17 protein-coding genes are annotated in these 17,209 nt (G+C 56.7%); 4 read left to right on the top strand and 13 right to left on the bottom strand.

Features of this window, described 5'->3' with window-relative positions; translation table 11 throughout:
* The first annotated feature begins 1 nt into the window (after window position 1).
* Window positions 2-322, top strand: coding sequence for a hypothetical protein (locus I5192_RS00465; RefSeq protein WP_170395619.1), 321 nt, complete (start codon window positions 2-4; stop codon window positions 320-322).
* Between the two features lie 5 nt (window positions 323-327).
* On the opposite strand, the gene I5192_RS00460 is transcribed toward I5192_RS00465, so the two are convergent.
* From I5192_RS00460 to pgsA, 3 genes are read right to left on the bottom strand one after another with little or no spacing between them, the layout of a single operon-like run.
* Window positions 328-771, bottom strand: a complete 444-nt coding sequence (locus I5192_RS00460; RefSeq protein ID WP_223117504.1) for a molybdenum cofactor biosynthesis protein MoaE — start codon at window positions 769-771, stop codon at window positions 328-330.
* A 1-nt stretch (window position 772) separates the two neighbouring features.
* Window positions 773-1,018 (bottom strand): molybdopterin converting factor subunit 1, encoded by a 246-nt coding sequence (gene moaD / locus I5192_RS00455; protein ID WP_170395615.1) that lies wholly within the window; start codon window positions 1,016-1,018, stop codon window positions 773-775.
* Window positions 1,019-1,021: 3 nt separating this feature from the next.
* Window positions 1,022-1,690 carry a CDP-diacylglycerol--glycerol-3-phosphate 3-phosphatidyltransferase gene (gene pgsA, locus I5192_RS00450; protein WP_170395613.1) on the bottom strand — a complete coding sequence of 223 codons (669 nt, stop codon included), beginning with the start codon at window positions 1,688-1,690 and terminating at the stop codon, window positions 1,022-1,024.
* A gap of 190 nt (window positions 1,691-1,880) precedes the next feature.
* Here pgsA and I5192_RS00445 point away from each other — a divergent pair, with 190 nt between their 5' ends.
* On the top strand, window positions 1,881-2,765 hold the full coding sequence (locus tag I5192_RS00445) for a DMT family transporter (protein WP_223117503.1): 885 nt from the start codon (window positions 1,881-1,883) through the stop codon (window positions 2,763-2,765).
* Here I5192_RS00445 and uvrC read toward each other — a convergent pair.
* The 7 genes from uvrC to I5192_RS00410 all read right to left on the bottom strand — a co-directional run bounded on the left by uvrC (window position 2,762) and on the right by I5192_RS00410 (window position 10,055).
* Window positions 2,762-4,636 (bottom strand): excinuclease ABC subunit UvrC, encoded by a 1,875-nt coding sequence (uvrC, locus tag I5192_RS00440; protein ID WP_223117502.1) that lies wholly within the window; start codon window positions 4,634-4,636, stop codon window positions 2,762-2,764. The genes I5192_RS00445 and uvrC overlap by 4 nt on opposite strands.
* A 290-nt stretch (window positions 4,637-4,926) precedes the next feature.
* On the bottom strand, window positions 4,927-5,706 hold the full coding sequence (locus I5192_RS00435) for an SDR family oxidoreductase (protein WP_223117501.1): 780 nt from the start codon (window positions 5,704-5,706) through the stop codon (window positions 4,927-4,929).
* Between the two features lie 21 nt (window positions 5,707-5,727).
* Window positions 5,728-6,690: a calcium/sodium antiporter gene (locus I5192_RS00430; protein WP_170395605.1), complete on the bottom strand. Its 963-nt coding sequence runs from the start codon at window positions 6,688-6,690 to the stop codon at window positions 5,728-5,730.
* Between the two features lie 168 nt (window positions 6,691-6,858).
* Entirely contained in the window at window positions 6,859-7,656 is a 798-nt protein-coding gene (locus I5192_RS00425) for a S49 family peptidase (RefSeq protein ID WP_170423599.1), read from the bottom strand.
* A gap of 104 nt (window positions 7,657-7,760) precedes the next feature.
* A complete protein-coding gene (locus I5192_RS00420; protein ID WP_010443573.1) occupies window positions 7,761-8,522 on the bottom strand; it encodes an ABC transporter permease in 762 nt (253 codons plus the stop codon).
* Window positions 8,519-9,448 (bottom strand): ABC transporter ATP-binding protein, encoded by a 930-nt coding sequence (locus I5192_RS00415; protein ID WP_170395599.1) that lies wholly within the window; start codon window positions 9,446-9,448, stop codon window positions 8,519-8,521. The genes I5192_RS00420 and I5192_RS00415 overlap by 4 nt, the downstream gene beginning before the upstream one ends.
* A gap of 91 nt (window positions 9,449-9,539) precedes the next feature.
* A complete protein-coding gene (locus tag I5192_RS00410; RefSeq protein ID WP_170423597.1) occupies window positions 9,540-10,055 on the bottom strand; it encodes a CoxG family protein in 516 nt (171 codons plus the stop codon).
* Between the two features lie 155 nt (window positions 10,056-10,210).
* Here I5192_RS00410 and I5192_RS00405 point away from each other — a divergent pair, with 155 nt between their 5' ends.
* Window positions 10,211-11,305: a CaiB/BaiF CoA-transferase family protein gene (locus tag I5192_RS00405; protein ID WP_223117500.1), complete on the top strand. Its 1,095-nt coding sequence runs from the start codon at window positions 10,211-10,213 to the stop codon at window positions 11,303-11,305.
* A 58-nt stretch (window positions 11,306-11,363) separates the two neighbouring features.
* Here I5192_RS00405 and hemE read toward each other — a convergent pair whose 3' ends face one another.
* Window positions 11,364-12,398, bottom strand: a complete 1,035-nt coding sequence (gene hemE / locus I5192_RS00400) for a uroporphyrinogen decarboxylase (protein ID WP_223118246.1) — start codon at window positions 12,396-12,398, stop codon at window positions 11,364-11,366.
* Between the two features lie 107 nt (window positions 12,399-12,505).
* Between hemE and hemC the strand changes: the two genes are divergently transcribed.
* Complete coding sequence (gene hemC, locus I5192_RS00395) at window positions 12,506-13,462, top strand: hydroxymethylbilane synthase (RefSeq protein ID WP_223117499.1); 957 nt, start codon at window positions 12,506-12,508, stop codon at window positions 13,460-13,462.
* A 220-nt stretch (window positions 13,463-13,682) separates the two neighbouring features.
* Here hemC and I5192_RS00390 read toward each other — a convergent pair whose 3' ends face one another.
* Complete coding sequence (locus tag I5192_RS00390) at window positions 13,683-15,944, bottom strand: CHASE2 domain-containing protein (protein WP_223117498.1); 2,262 nt, start codon at window positions 15,942-15,944, stop codon at window positions 13,683-13,685.
* 21 nt (window positions 15,945-15,965) lie between these two features.
* Entirely contained in the window at window positions 15,966-16,922 is a 957-nt protein-coding gene (locus I5192_RS00385) for a FecR domain-containing protein (RefSeq protein WP_255612003.1), read from the bottom strand.
* Window positions 16,923-17,209: the final 287 nt, after the last annotated feature.

The following is a 17,209-nucleotide window of genomic DNA, read 5'->3' as shown; positions in this document are numbered from 1 at the left end:
GTTGAACAGAACAGAATTCATCATCGCCACAGCCATCATCCTGTTCGCAGCTTTCTGCATGGGTTGGTTCGCCAACTGGCTGGCGCATCGGCTGTCCCGTGTTCGCCAAAGCGACGTAGCCGATCTGGACCGCATGAGTCAGGAGCTGCACGAGGCCGAAGAAACACGCGATCAGGCAATCACATATCTTCAGCAGCGTGAGGCAGAGCTAACCAACCAGCTGACGCAAACCGAAGCCGAGTTGAATGCCGCAATGGAAGGGCTGCGCGCCGCGCGGCAGGAAGCCGAAGAGATGCGCGGGCGGATCAACAACGCAGACTAGGCACCCTACCAGCGGGTCAGCGCGTCTTCATCCTCGTCCTTGGCAACCACCCATTCTGCTCCGGACGTGGTGATTTCCTTCTTCCAGAATGGCGCGCGAGATTTAAGGTAATCCATCAGATATTCCGCCGCCTCAAACGCATCTTTGCGGTGCGGTGCGGCGGTGGCGACCATCATGATACGGTCACCCGGAGCAAGCCTTCCGTGGCGGTGGATCACCAGAACGTTGCCCAGTGACCAACGGGCTTGCGCCTCTTCCGCGATCTTGGTTAGGGCGCGTTCGGTCATGCCGGGATAGTGCTCGATCTCCATCACATCCAGATCGCCCGAAGCCAGATCGCGCACAACGCCTGTGAAGGTCACGATGGCCCCGTTGGCATCGTCCCCGGCGGCAAAAGCGTTGGCTTCGGCCCCCAGATCGAACGGGGCCTCCTGCACGACGATCCGCATTCTAGCCACCCGTCATGGGCGGAAAGAACGCAACCTCGCGCACGCCGGTCAGTGGGGCGTCAAAATCCGAAAGCTCTTGGTCCAGCGCCACGCGCAAGGCCGACAGATCGGCAAAGGCAGCAGCATAGCGATCCTCACGCGCGCTCAGTTCCGCGACCAAATCGCTGACTGTTGCGGCCTCAGTTTCAATCTTCTCTTTCGGCAGGCCGATGCGTTCGCGCACCCAAGCGAAATACAGCACGTTCATCGGTTAGCTCTCCTTCAGGTGGGGCATGGCTTTACGTAGGTAGTCATAGCCTGTGATCAATGTCAGCGTCGCGGCAATCCAGAGCAGCCATAGCCCGATACGACCTGACCAGAACATGGCCTCAAGATGCCAGCGGATGTTGTTCAGGTCCTCGACCTGCCCTGCCAGAACCTGATCAATGGTTGTCGCATCCATGCCAAACGTGGCCATCACAAAATGGTGCTCGAATATCCCCTGCGAGAACAGGATCGCGATCGCTACCATCTGTGCCGTCGTTTTCCACTTGGCTAGCTTGGTGACCTTCAGGGTTCCGGCCACATCGCCCAGATACTCTCGCAAGCCTGAGACAAAGACTTCGCGAAACAGGATCACTGTAGCGGGCAGGACCAGCCATGGTGTCCAGTGTTCAGTCGAATAGCCCACCAATATCATCAGCGCGATTACCACCATTGCCTTGTCGGCAATGGGATCCAGCATGGCGCCAATCTTCGTTTCCTGTTTCCAGGCGCGCGCCAGATACCCGTCGAACCAATCGGTGATCGCCGCTGACAGGAACAGAATCAAAGCAAACCAATCCGCATAGGGACGGGTGAAATACAGAAACATCACGGCGAGACCGGGGGCCGCCACAAGGCGCAGTACAGTCAGAATATTCGGCAGGTTCCATTTCATGGCTTGGACCCTACATCGCCGGTTCAAGACAGAAAAGACAGGGTCTTAAAAAACTGACCCAGCACAAGCGTTTGCTGTCTTAAAAGTCAAAGCGTCGCAGCGGTGGTCACATTACAGGTTTCATCTTGGCACTTGATTGCTTTGGCGTCAGATTGTCGGCTGGCCAACCAGACAACACCCCAGAGCTGACATGACACCGCATATTCAAACCGATCCCCGGTCAAATCTGATCGGCAGCGCCTGGATGGTCGCCGCAATGGCACTGTTCGCGCTGGAGGATGCGCTGCTTAAGGCGGCTTCGGCGTCGATCCCGATCTGGCAAGTGCTTGTTCTCTTCGGTGCGGGCGGTGCAGTAATCTACGCAGCGGTTGCCACAGTACGTAGCACGCGTCTGTTCCAGCCCGACGTGTTGTCGCGCCCGATGAAGGTACGTGTGGTCTTCGAGATCCTAGGACGGCTTTTCTATGTATTGGCGATCGCTTTGACGCCACTGTCCTCGGCTACGGTGATCCTTCAGGCCACACCACTGGTTGTCGTCGCAGGGGCCGCGTTGTTCTTTGGTGAATCCGTCGGCTGGCGGCGATGGAGCGCCATTTTGATCGGTCTTGTTGGCGTTGTGATCATCATCCAACCGACCGGAGACAGCTTCTCGGCCCTGTCAATCCTTGCCGTGCTGGGGATGCTCGGCTTTGCGGGGCGCGATCTGGCCAGCCGCGCCGCGCCCGCAACACTGGGCACTGAGGTTCTGGGGTTCTATGGCTTCCTCTGCATCATTGTCGCGGGTTTGGCTTATCGATTCTGGGAAGGAACATCGCTGCAAACTCTGACGCCTAATGTCAGCCTGCACATGGGCGGGGCGATTGTGATGGGAGTCATGGCCTATGCCGCGCTGATGAAGGCGATGCGCACCGGCGAGGTCTCATCTGTGACGCCGTTTCGCTATTCGCGGCTGTTGTTCGGTATCGGCTTGGGCGTGGTGATGTTTGGCGAGCGATTGGATCAGACCATGTGGATTGGCTGCGGCCTCATCGTGGCGTCGGGCCTCTATATCCTTTGGCGGGGGCGAAAAGCCTAGCCCTTGTCATGGAAGAAGTCATAGACCTTCTGCGCCAACCCGGCTGAAATCCCCTCGACGGCTTTAAGATCCGCCAAATTGGCTCGGCTCACCGCTTTGGCGCTGCCGAAATGAGTCAGCAGGGCGCGTTTGCGCGCGGCCCCGACGCCGGGGATTTCGTCCAGTGGCGTTGCACCAACCGCCTTGGCGCGTTTCGCGCGATGGGTGCCGATGGCAAAGCGATGCGCCTCATCCCGCAAGCGCTGGATAAAGTACAATACGGGATCGTTGCGTTTCAGCGCAAAAGGGCGCTGCCCGATGCGGTGGAATTCTTCCTTGCCGTGATCGCGATCGACACCCTTAGCGACACCGACCATCGGGATATCCTCGACCCCGTGCTGGGCCATGATCTCATTCACGACGCTCACCTGCCCTGCACCACCGTCGATCAGCAGCAGATCGGGCCAATGCCCTTTGTCCCGATCCGGATCTTCCTTTTGCAGGCGCGTAAAACGGCGGGTCAGGACCTCTTTCATCATGCCGAAGTCATCGCCGGGGGTTAGATCATCGCCGCGGATGTTGAACTTGCGATAGGCGTTTTTCATGAACCCCTCTGGGCCCGCGACGATCATGCCACCCACGGCATTGGTGCCTTGAATGTGAGAGTTGTCGTAAACCTCGATCCGGTTCGGCGGCGCGTCCAGATCAAAGGCCTCGGCCACACCGCGTAGCAATTTGGCCTGCGTGGCACTTTCCGACATCCGCCGGGCCAGCGATTCACGTGCGTTGCGCAAGGCACCAGCGATCAGTTCCTGCTTTTCACCGCGTTGGGGCACCAGGATTTCCACCTTGCGTCCAGCTTTTTCCGACAATGCCTCCTGCATCAGATCGGCATTCTCGATCGCATCAGACAGGATCAACTGCCGGGGTGGTTCCTTATTGTCGTAGAATTGGCCCAGAAACGCTTCCATCGCCTCAGCCTGTGACACATCCGGGCCGACGCGCGGATAGAAATCGCGGTTACCCCAGTTCTGGTTGGCGCGGATGAAGAACACCTGAACGCAGGCTTGACCGCTGTCCATGTAGAGGCCAATGACGTCAGCCTCGGCCACGCCGCGGGGATTGATGCCCTGAGACGTCTGCACCTGCGTCAGCGCCCGGATACGGTCGCGCAAACCGGCGGCTCGTTCGAACTCCATCGCCTCGGAGGCAGCCATCATCTGCTGGGCGAGATCTTCCTGCACTTTGGTAGATCGGCCTGACAGGAACCTTTCGGCATCCTTAACGCTTTCACGATAATCGGCTTCCGAGATCAGTCCGACGCACGGCCCAGAACATCGCTTGATCTGATAGAGCAGGCACGGCCGGGTCCGGCTATCGAACATGGAATCCGAACAGTTCCGCAGCAGGAACGCCTTTTGCAGCTGGTTCAGCGTCCTGTTCACCGCGCCTGCACTGGCGAAGGGGCCAAAATAAGCCCCCTTTTCTTTCTTCGCCCCTCGGTGCTTTTTGATCTGCGGAAAGGCATGATCCTTGGCGACCAGAATATTCGGGAAGCTTTTGTCATCCCGCAACAATACGTTGTATTTGGGCTTGAGCTGCTTGATCAGGTTCTGTTCCAGCAGCAGCGCCTCGGTCTCGGTCCGAGTGGTCAGAAACATCATCGAGGCAGTTGCGGCGATCATTTTCTCGATCCGACCCGAGTGCCCCGGGCGCGTGTAGTTCGATACCCGCGCCTTCAGGTTTCGCGCTTTACCTACGTAAAGAACTCGGCTGTCCCCATCCAACATCCGATACACACCCGGCGAGCTGTCCAGCGTTTTCACATAACGCTGAATGCAGGCATAGCCGGTGGCTTGGGTCGGCGATTCGGAATCGGTACTGGCGGTCATGAGTCTGAGATATGATTCTCTGACCATGGCTGCAATCTTGTGCGCTTCAGATCAAGAGAAAACAAATCCACGACTTCTGTGGATAACTGTGCAGATAACTTTAGGGGCATCGTGATTTTCCCTTGAATCCTTGCCTATTCGTTGATCTGCACAAAAAATAGGCAGGAAATTATGGTATTGTTTTTAAACGATAAATTTGTTGATCTGAGACAAGTGTATGAAAATTAAGACATTTTTGTAACGTTCAGATAACAGGAACGAGAGCAGTGCAAAACTTGCAGCAGATTTACTTATTCTACACCAAGAACATCGGGTGTTTGCCAACCCAAATGTTGCCCACCATCGACGCAAAGAAGCTGCCCCGTAACGGCATGTGCATCCAGAAAGTATCCCAGCGCAGCAGTAATATCCGACGGGTTCGCGCCGCGCTCCAGAATCGTGTTCTGCCGCTGAGCGCTAAAATGAGCATCACTTTGGCGATGACCCTGCAGCGTTGGACCGGGGCCGATCGCGTTCACACGGATTGCGGGTGTCAGAGCCTGCGCTGCAGTCCGGGTCAAGGCCCACAACCCCATCTTGGCAATCGTGTATGACATGAACTCAGGCGTCAGTTTACGCACCCGCATATCCACCATGTTCACGATCAGCCCAATCGCCAGAGGCTCTCCCTGATCATCAAGCTCCGACTGCAACCCCTGCTCGGCCATGGCTTGGGTCAGTACGAATGGTGCGCGCAGATTGCTGTCGAGATGCCGATCCCAGCTTTGGCGGGTAGCTGTGTGTATATTGTCATACTCAAATATCGATGCATTGTTGACCAGACAGGTGATCGGACCACCCAGCGCCTCAGCTGCACGCGGCAGCAATGAGCTGACTTGCCCCTCATCAAGCAGATCGGCCTGCAGCGCAACTGACCTTCGGCCCAGCGCCTGAACCTCATCAACCGTTTCACGCGCGGCCTGATCCGAACTGGAATAGTGCACAACGACATCCATTCCGCGCTGCGCCAAATACAGCGCCATGGCACGACCAAGGCGTTTACCGGCACCGGTCACCAATGCTCGGGTCATGGGCTCATTCTCCTCGTCAGGTCAGGCTAACAGGCTTGCAACATAGATCACATAGAGCGCTGTCAAGATCAGGCCCCAGACGCGTGTGATATCTTTCTTGAAGAATACAAAAGGAACCAACAAGAGCGACGCGCCGAGCATCACCCACAGATCGAAACGCAGGAATTCAGGATCGACGGGAATACGCCCAAACAAGGTCGTAATGCCGACAATGGCCAGCAGATTGAACATGTTCGATCCGATGACGTTACCCAGTGCCACATCCGCTTGTCGCCTCAGGGCAGCCATGACGGTTGTCGACAGTTCCGGCAGGGACGTACCCACCGCGATCAGCGTAAGGCCGATCACTGTTTCGCTCACACCATAGTTCCGGGCAATGACGGTCGCATTTTCGACCAGCAGATGCGCACCCATTGGCAGTCCGATCAAGCCGAGGATCAGGTAGATCGCCACCTTCCAATAAGGCATGTCAGGATCTGCTTCCTCAAGACCCTCAAGCTCGTCCTCATCGGCGCAAGCTTCACCACAGGCTTTACGGTGCGCATGTGCTTCGCGAAACGCGTTGCCGAGGATCAGAGCCAACGCAGCCAGCAAAATTGCCCCGCTGAGCAGATTAAAGACCCCGCAAAAAGCCAACCCGATAAATAACACCGACGCCAGAAGCATGAAGATGTAGTTCTTGCGGCTGTCGCACTCACTTGTGTGCAAGGTCGCCAGAAGCGCGGGCAATCCCAGAACCAGCAAGATATTCGCTGTATTCGAGCCCACCACGTTACCCAACGCAATGCCCGGCGCGTTTTCCTTGATGGCGCTGATTGCAATCAGCAGCTCAGGGGCCGAAGTTCCAAAGGCAACTATTGTCAGGCTGACGATCAGGGCGGGAACCCCCAACCGCAGGCTGAGGTTCACGGCCCCTCGCACCAGCGCGTCGCCTGCCAACAACAGGATCAGCAGCCCGAGGCCGGAGAACAGCCATGCCGTCATCCACGGCCTCCTTCTTCGCAAGGACACGGGCCTTTGCCGATCCTAAACCGCCCACAACGCGGACATTTCGCAGAACTCAATCGTTTCTGTCCAGGAAAGCGTAGCTTGCCGAACATCGCCAGAACGCCCATGGCGATCAGGAACAAGGTGACTGCTTTGATGATCACTCTACAACCCGAAACGCGCGTAGGCAGCGCGCTCCTCAATACCGGCTATGGCATCCTGCGCCAGCGTCGCGCCGAAGCGCGACCAGATCGGTTTGCGCAGGCCATAGCGGCGGAACCTGACTTTGTCGCCAAACTTCTCCTGCATCTTGGGCTTCAGATGGGCAATACCATCAATCAAGCCCAGCTGTTGCGCGCGACGGGCCAGCCAGACCTCGCCATTGAACAGATCAGCGCTGCTGTCCAGCTTGCCGTCCCGGCGAGATTTCACATGGGTTATGAAATTCTCGTGGATATCGCCCAGCAGCACTTTGAGCCGTGCAATGTCTTCTTTCTTTTCCGGAGCAAACGGGTCGAGCATTGATTTCGACTGACCCGCAGTATGTACGCGTCGTTCAAAGCCCTGACGTGCCAGAAAAACATGCGCGCCAAATCCCGACGATATCACGCCGATCGACCCCAAAACCGAACTGTCATCGGCCCAAATCTCATCCGCTGAAACCGCCAACCAATATCCACCCGAAGCCGCCACGTCTTCGACGAAAGCGTAAACAGGGATCTTAAGCTCTTCCGCCAGTCGCTGGATACGCGCACCGATCAATGAGCTTTGAACGGGGGAGCCGCCCGGCGAATTGATCTCCAGCGCGACCGCAGCGGGCTTGCCCTTGCGAAAGGCTTTCTCCAACACCGGTGCCAGAGCGGTCGCGTTCATCGACCCTCGCCCGGCCATTCCAATGGCACCGGACAGGCGAACAACGGCCACAAGTGGCGGCTTTTTCATGAAGGGCAGGCTGAGTTTCATGGAAGCCGATGTAGAGCGCGCCGGAGCCGTAAACAAGAGACCCGAAGCGCCATAAACGCGACGTGAACCAATTTCACACACCTGATGGGCAAAAATGCAACGCCCTAGCTGCGGATGCGCCAACCGGTTTTGAAGATCCAGCCAATGATCGCGAGGCATATTCCGGTGAAGGCCAGTATGGCCAGAAGGCTCCAAAATATCGGGACATCTGCGATACCGTAGAATGACCAGCGGAACCCGGAAATCAGATAAACCACAGGGTTGAACAGAGTGATCGTCTGCCAAAGCGGAGGTAGCATCGAGATCGAGTAAAACGTCCCACCCAGAAAAATCAGGGGCGTCACAACAAGCTGGGGGACAAGCGACATCTGTTCAAAATTACCCGCCCAGATACCCACGATGAAACCCAGCAAGGAAAAGCTGAGGCAGGACAGGATCAGGAAAGCCGCCATAGCAAACGGGTGTTCAATGCGAATGTCCACAAAGAACGTCGCAGTGGCCAGAATGACAAGACCTACAAACAGTGCCTTAGTTGCGGCCGCGCCCACATAACCAATCACAATCTCGATGAAATTGATGGGGGCTGAAAGTAACTCATAAATCGTACCCAAGAATTTGGGGAAGTAGATGCCAAAGGACGCGTTCGAGATTGATAGCATCACTACGGACAACATGATCAGACCCGGCACAATGAAGGCCCCGTAGGACACGCCTTCGATCTCTTGAATGCGACTGCCGATGGCAGTGCCAAACACCACGAAATAAAGCGAGGTCGACAGGACCGGAGACAAAAAACTCTGCGCCAGTGTGCGAAAGAATCGGGCCATTTCAAACCGGTAGATGGCAGCAATAGCGGACCAGTTCATGCGGGTTCTCCGGACACGAGGTTGACGAAAATCTCTTCAAGGCTCGATTGCCGCGTCTGCACATCACGCAGCACTAGACCGGCCTGTGCAACATCATTGAGAAGAGTGGTGATGCCCGTGCGCTCGGCATTGGTGTCGTAAGTATAGATCAGCGCATCGCCTGCACCATTGAGCGTCAGTTGATGATCGGACAGAACGTCGGGAACGGATAAAATGGGCTCGGTCAACATGACCTCAATCTGCTTTTTGCCCATCTGCGCCATCAATGTGTCTTTGTCCTGCACGAGCAAAAGCTCACCCTTGTCGATGACACCCACACGGTCGGCGATTGCCTCGGCTTCCTCGATGTAGTGAGTGGTCAGGATGATGGTGACACCAGCCTGCTTCAATTCGGCCACGATCTCCCACATGTCCTTACGTAGCTCGACATCTACGCCGGCGGTGGGTTCATCCAGAAACAGCACCCTTGGCTCATGCGCCAAGGCTTTCGCGATCAGCACACGTCGCTTCATGCCTCCGGATAGTTCCTTGATTGCGTTACGGCGTTTGTCCCATAGGGACAGCTTGCGCAGGATTTCCTCGATCCTAGCGTTGTCTCCGCTATGACCGAACAGCCCGCGTGAAAAGCGGACAGTGTTCCAGACCTTCTCGAACGGTTCCAGCGCGATTTCCTGCGGCACCAGCCCAATCATCTTGCGGGCCGCGCGATACTCGGTCTGGATGTCATGGCCACCTACGGTGACCGAGCCCGAAGTCGGCGTGGTAATACCGCACACAGTCGAGATCAGCGTTGTTTTACCCGCCCCATTGGGGCCCAACAGCGCTAGAATCTCACCTTCTTCAATGTCCAGAGACACACCTTTCAGCGCCTCAAACCCATCGGCATAAGACTTCCGCAAATCCCGGATCGACAATATGGTCGTCATGCGTACCCTCGTTCTGACCCCGCAACCTATCGTGACGGACCATCGTCGAACAGTCCAATTCCGCACAGTGCCATGCGCGTGTGCGCAGGGTTCAGTCTCGTCCCGTCAGGCGACCTAGCCAGCCTGACTTGGTCTCTTCTTCGGCAGCGTCTTCTTGCGGTGGCGGACCTTCGAAATATTCTTGAAGATTGGCGAAAAACTGATCGGCCATCTTCTTGGCAAACCCATCAATCAGGCGGCTGCCCAGCTGAGCCAGTTTGCCACCCACCTTAGCCTCGACCTCGTAGGTCAGAAGGGTGCCACCAGCCTCGCTGGGCGCGAAGGTTACATCAGCGCTTCCCTTGGCAAAGCCTGCAGCGCCCCCCTTGCCCTCACCAGCGATGGTCAGGCGTTCAGGCTCAACCATGTCGGACATGGTCACAGTGCCTTTGAAAGTCGCCTTCACAGGGCCAACCTTTTGCACCACAGTCGCATTATACCCCTCGGTTGGATCACCGGTAATCTCCTGCGCGCCGCTGATGCAGGCTTTTAATACTTCAGGGTCCAGCAACGCAGCGTAAACGGCGGCAGGCGGCGCCTGAATTTCACGGGTATCGCTTAACTGCATCTCTCAACCTCTTTTTAATCCTACGGCAGACCACAAAGACCTAGCCCTGAAACATCGATGCAGGCAACCAGTTTGCACAAACTAAGGCACTGGATCGGGATTCTTCGCTTGCATTCGTTCCGCCCAACAGAAACCCTGCGCCGCAGGAGGAAGACATGCTGCACGGCATACGCATCATCGAAATCGAAGGGCTGGGCCCAGCCCCCTTCGCGGCCATGCTGCTGGCGGATATGGGCGCCGATATCATTACCATCCATCGCAAAGGGTCCGCCGTCACTCCGGGTATGCCTGAACGTTCGCTGCTGGATCGCGGCAAACGATCAATTGCGCTGGACCTCAAAGACCCGCAGGACCTTAGCGTTGCAAAACGGCTGATCGCAACGGCTGATGCGCTGATCGAGGGTTTTCGCCCCGGCGTGATGGAAAAGCTGGGGCTGGGGCCGGAAGACTGTCATCACCTGAACCCAAAGCTGGTCTATGGCCGAATGACAGGCTGGGGGCAGCATAGCCCACTTTCTGAGACAGCGGGCCATGATCTCAACTATATCGCCCTTTCAGGGGCTTTATCCTACGCGTCGCCGCCCGGCCAACCGCCTTTGACGCCCGCAACACTAGTCGGGGATATCGGCGGTGGTGCGATGTATCTGGTTGCAGGTCTGCTCGCCGGGCTTCTGAATGCCCGAAGCACAGGCAAAGGCACGGTGGTGGACGCCGCCATCTACGATGGCTCGGCACACATGATGAATTTGCTGATGAGCCTGCGCCAAACCGGCAACCTGTCCGACACCCGGGGTCAAAGCCTGCTTGACGGACCGCATTGGAGCCGAACCTACGCCTGCGCAGATGGCGGCTTCATCTCAGTTCAGTGTCTAGAGCCAAAATTCTATGCTCACTTCCTGGACATCCTCGGGCTCAGCGATGATGCGGAGTTCGCTCAGCAATACGACCAGACCGCGTGGCCCAACCTGACAGAACGGTTGAGCGAAGTCTTTGCCAGAAAACCGCGCGACGAATGGGCGGCGCTATTCCAGGGGACAGACGCCTGCGTTGCGCCGGTCCTAAGTCCACAAGAAGCACGGGATCACCCTATGAATTCGGCTCGCCAAACATGGATCGACCACGACGAAACACGTCAAGCCGCAGCCGCTCCTAGATTCTCAACCTACAACTGGCAACCGCGGCCCAGCCCCAAACGCGGAGAGCATACAAATGAGATTTTGAACGAACTTCCTCCCGCTTCATCTGGCTAAAAATACCTCGGGGGTGAATTGGCCGCAGGCCAAGAGGGGGCTGCCCCCCTCGCCAGGCTTACCGCCCGCGCACTGTATCGATCATCAATTGAACGTTCTCAGGGTCCGCATCTGGCGTAATACCATGACCCAAATTGAAGATATGCGGTCCTTTTGAGAAGGCTTCGACAATCCGCCGCGTCTCATCGACAAGCGCTTGCCCGCCTGTCACCATATGCGATGAAGCCAGATTGCCCTGCACACACCCATCGACTTGCACATTCGCAGCAGCCCATTCGGGCGACACAGAATTGTCCAGCGCGACACAATCCACACCGGTGGCCTTGGCGAAACCGATGTAACCCTGATCCGCTTCGCGTGGGAAACCGATGACGGGAATGCCCGGATGGCGGGCCTTTATGGCAGCAGTAATCTCGCGACAGGGTTCTACGGCGTATTTCTGAAACGCTTCGCCCTTCAATGATCCCGCCCAACTATCAAATATTTTGACAACCTCGGCCCCTGCCTCGATTTGGGCAGACAGGTATTCAATTGTCGCGGCCGTGATCCGATCCAACAGCGCCTCGAACAGCGCAGTATTTTCTTCGCGCAGCGCATGGGCTGGCCCCTGATCCGGGGTACCCCGTCCGGCGATCATGTAGGTCGCCACTGTCCAAGGCGCGCCAGCAAAGCCAATCAAAGTAGTCTCAGAAGGAAGCTCGCGAGAAAGGATGCGCACGGTTTCATACACCGGAGAAAGCGTCTCATGAATTGCTTCAACGGGCTTCAGCGCATCAAACTCCGACTGCCGTGTAATTGTCGAAAGGCGAGGACCTTCGCCGGTGAAAAACCACAAATCCGCACCCAGCGCCTGCGGCACAAGCAGGATATCAGCAAACAGGATCGCGGCATCAAAGCCGTAGCGGCGAATGGGCTGAAGCGTGACTTCGGCGGCAAGCTCGGGGTTATAGCAAAGAGACAGGAAATCTCCGGCCTGTGCGCGCGTTGCACGATATTCAGGCAAATACCTCCCGGCCTGTCGCATCATCCAGATCGGCGGCACATCCTGCACTTCCCCCGCCAGCGCCCGTAGCAATTTCTTTGTCTCGGCCATTCGTGCCCCCAGTGTTCCGGTTTGGTGCAACGCGTCGGCCCTCAGTGGCAATTTGTCAAGCTCTGCCCCCATTGTCAGGGCAATGTGACGCGACTAAAGCTGTGCACATGAGTCTGATATTGCCTACCCCCGCATCGCCTCTGAAAATCGGCACCCGTGGATCTCCGCTGGCGCTGGCGCAGGCCTATGAAACCCGTCAGAGACTTGGCGCCGCTTTCGACCTGCCTGAGGACGCGTTTGAGATCGTGGTTATCAAGACCACCGGTGACAACCGCGCCATGATCGACGCGGACCGGCCGCTGAAAGAGATTGGCAACAAGGGTCTGTTCACCAAGGAAATCGAAGAGGCGATGCTGAAAGGTGAGATCGACATCGCCGTACATTCGACCAAGGACATGCCCGTCGAACAGCCTGACGGGCTGGTGCTGGATACATTCCTGCCGCGCGAGGATGTGCGCGATGCGTTTATCTCGCCGACTCTGAGTTCGATTCACGATCTGCCAGTGGGCGCAGTTGTCGGGACTTCATCGTTGCGCCGCCGGGCGCAGTTGCTGAATCGGCGGCCCGATCTGAAAGTGGTCGAGTTTCGCGGCAATGTTCAGACTCGCCTGAAGAAGCTGGCCGATGGCGTGGCCGATTGTACCTTTCTGGCCATGGCCGGATTGCGCCGCTTGGATATGAAAGACGTCCCCGCGACTGCCATATCACCTGATGACATGCTACCTGCCATTGCGCAGGGCACCATCGGCATTGAACGGCGCAGCGACGATAACCGCACCGCCGAGATGCTGGCGGCGATTCATCATGTCGAAACAAGCCAACGCCTTGCGGCTGAACGCAGCCTGCTGGCCGGGCTGGATGGCTCATGCGAAACACCGATCGCCGGTCTGGCACAAGTCCAAGATGGCCAACTGCATCTGCGTGGAGAAGTTCTGCGCCCGGACGGTTCCGAGGCGATCAGCGAAGAGGCCACCGGAGCGCTCGAAGACGGCGCAAAACTGGGTCAGTCGATGGCCGTCTCTCTGCTGAAACAGGCCGGACCAGGGTTTTTCGACTGGCGCTAAGAAAAAATTTAAACAATTTCAGGGTAATGTGAACTTCTTCACTGTCTACCCTGCCGAATTCGTTAAATATGGGGACAGAAGGTCGATCTCGAATATATCGAAAGTTTTAGCCCGTGTTGTTTTAGATGGTATTCGAGGGGGCGAGATTGATACTTCCGGCGGGGCGCAGTTGATTTTCAACAGCGCCCCGTTCTCTTTTCTAAAGCATATGGCGAAGTACTTACTCTGCACCTTCGCGCAGACCATGATGATGACTAAACACCGGCCGCGCATGAAGCACCTCTGATCGGAAATCCGCCATGCGCCCCGGTAGCGCGCGATAGAATGATGCCAAACCTGGCTCAACCGCCATCGCATGCTTGGCGCATTCCTTGCACAACCCAGCGACTACGGTCTGTGATTCCCGTGCGCGTATCGCCTCTAGTAGACCTATGTGTGCGGTCTGCAGCTTTTGAAACGATGCACTGCCTGCAACTTCCCGATCTCCGACCAGTACATAAACAGGTTCTGGCTCGCTTTTGCCTTTCAAATCCACGAAGCCCGCCTCTAGCAGCGCAAGATCAGAATTGGTGAGACGGCGAATAGAGTCTGAGACCAGAATATCATAATCCACATGTCGGCAGTTTTGTTCGATCCGCGCTGCCACATTCACCACATCTCCGATTACTGTATAATTGAACCGGCGCCGCGAGCCGATATTGCCTACGCAGGCGACTCCGGTTGCGCAGCCTGTCGCCAGAGCGATCGGAGGACGCCCGCGCATGATGGGCAAAGTGTTGAACTTATCTAACGCGCCGCGCATCTTCAGCGCGGCCAAAGCAGCGCGGCACGGGTGATCATCCACGGGCAGCGGTGCATTCCAAAAAGCCATAACCGCATCGCCGATGAACTTGTCGATCGTTCCACGCTCGACCAGAATCTGATCCCCGATCTCTGAGAACAGCGCATTCAGCAAGGCCACCAGATCGGTGGCTGATACAGACTCGGACAATGGCGTGAAGCCCCGAATGTCCGAAAACATCACCGTGATCTCCTGAGATTCACCTCCCAATTGCAGCTGATGCCCGTTGGCCTCCATCTCATCGAGGATTTCCGGTGCGACATAATGCGAGAAAGTCTGGCGGATCACCCGCTTCTCCCGCTCGGTCGAAACAAAGAGGTACCCGGCCAGAAGCCCGAAATTGGCCATACCTCCGGCCAAAGGGAAGGTCGCATCAAACAGAACCGACTGGTTCTGGAACGCCAACCAACTGATGGCAATCACGGCCGATGCGGCCACACCGCCTGCAGCAAAAGAAGCGACCGCCCCATAGTTGGACATGACCACTGTGACAACGACGCCCAGGATCACGAACGCCAGCAGCTCAAGTGCAGAGGTAACATCCGATCTGCTCAGCACATCGCCAAGGATGATCTGTTCGATAATCTGGGCGTGGATCGAAACACCGGGAACAGATTCACCCAGTGCCGTTTCGCGTATATCGAACAAGCCCGCCGCAGAGGTGCCGACCAGAATGATCCGTCCTTCTATCTCTGACTGAAGCGTTGGATCACTACCGCTGCGCATGACATCATCGGCCGACAGATAGAGGCCAGGATTGTCCCGCCTGTAACGCACCCAGATCTCGCCATTCTCGGTGGTCGGCAGCACAAAATCACCCAGACCAACCTCAAGCATGATGCCGATCTCGTCCTGCGATCCTTCGGCAAAATAAACGGATTCGCCCATGGCCACCCGCAGGGCTTCAACCCCAAGCGCAGGTAATACACCGTTGGGCCCGGACCAAAGCACAGGGACCCGTCGCACCACACCCAAACTTCCTTGGGGCGAAACATTAACACCCCCGATCCCGGCCGCTTCTTCCCCCAATGGCGGTGCCAGAGAGGTCCAGTGGGCAACGCTGACAAGGCCAGCTGCGGGGTTCTCTCCGATTTCGACTAACCCCGCCTTCGGTACAATGGCCGAACCGCTATCGGTTTGCCGGGCTGCCACACCCAGAACCACTGGCCATTTCGCAACTTCGTCCCCAAATCTGACGTCATTGTCCAGATCGATCGCGGCCTGATCCACCTGCAATAGTCCGGACAAGGTCGGGTCTTGCAACAGTCGCATCGGAGAGTATCGGTCGGGCTCGGCAAACAGCATATCAAAGGCAATCGCAGCGGCACCGTATTCGCCCAATCGTTCGACCATCTGACCCAACAGGGTACGAGGCCAAGGCCATTGGCCCCATTCTGCCAGAGACCTTTCATCAATATCTACTACGCGGACCGGCAGATCCGGGTTGTAGGCCCGTGGTGAAATCCGCTGCAGGATATCGAAGTAAATCAATCTGGACATTTGAACGGGATACGGATCCGCGACCCTAATGAAGCAGCCCATCAAGATCAGCCCCAAGCCTACAAGCCTGAATACTAATCGATGCCCAATTTTGTCTCTTATCTTACCCACCACGTTCACCTTCCAGGCGCAGGGGAACATGAAAATATATGTAACCTGATGCTACCAACCAGCTATCGCTGAAGCGTTACCTGCCGTCGCCGTTGCCCTGACACCCGATCCACCGCTATTTCCACTGGATGCGTTTACGGATGTTCTCGTTTCACCCGAGGCGCTTACACCTGCGCGCGCTGATGTCCCAGAACGCCCTTCGGCGCTGGCTGAGGCCCGGTCTGGCGCTTCGGATCGCCCGCTTTCGCGGGCCGCCGACACCTCAGAACGACCTTGTTCCGTTTGCCGCCGCGCTTCGCGCCGCTCTGGCCTTTCAGATTCAATCTTTAGGGCCTGAGCCTGTCTGCCCGAACACCCTTCGGCACTCACCCGAAACGGTGGCAGCAGTTGCGTTTGCGAGCGTATGAAGGGGAAACCACCTTTTAGCGCTTTGTCATACTGCTCCTGATCTATCGGGCGCCCCACCTGACCGCCCGAACCGGTCGCAAAGAGACTGCACTGTCGGCTTGCCGACCGGCACGACCCGCGTCGGCCGCACATCTGAACGGTGCCCTCGATTACCAGCATCGCGCTTTGGCTGCCGGATGTAATCCACATGTCAAATGTCGTTCCCCGCACGGCCATGGTGGCATCGGGCGTTTTGATCGAATAAGCGCGCTTTCTGCTTTTGCCCGAAATGAAACGGAAACTGCCGCCCAGCGCCTGCACGGTGAAGTTTTTTGCCTTCCGATTGCCTCGCAGCATCGAGACATCCAGGATCATTCGCGCGTTCGGACCAACCGCGATCTTGGTTTCATCTACGAACACCAATTGAACCACGCCTGATCTGTCGGTCGAAATAGTATCGCCTGAAACAACATCCATCCCTTCACGCAAGCGTATCTTTTTACCGGCCCGGATAATATCCGCGCCCGGTTTAGCACTGAGCACTTTTCCGATTGATGCGATGGCCGACGCAGGCAGCGTCGCTAGAACCAAGAAAACACAAAACAATTTCAACCAGGCCAAACCCAAGTCCCCTTCCCCCAAAAGGTACCTACCAGGGTGCCAAACACCCCACGCCCGATATCTGTCGCCTCAGAAAGCTAAATCTGAATAGTTATTAGAGCCTTAAAACTAGACAAATATGCGCCAGAACAGGTGGAGTTGGCAAGGTTTTGCATGTTTTTCAGCATTTCGGGGGTTTCGCACCCCTGCTTCCGGTAGCCCCAGCGCTCCTTCTTGTGGGTTTGATCATCGGTATTCAGAAAAATTTTCCAGACATAGAAAATCGCCTTGTATCTGGATGACAGGCA

This window comes from Ruegeria sp. SCSIO 43209 (assembly GCF_019904295.1).
Taxonomy (GTDB): domain Bacteria; phylum Pseudomonadota; class Alphaproteobacteria; order Rhodobacterales; family Rhodobacteraceae; genus Ruegeria.
Note: the sequence above shows the minus strand (reverse complement) of the source record. Positions and strands in the feature narration are given on the sequence as shown.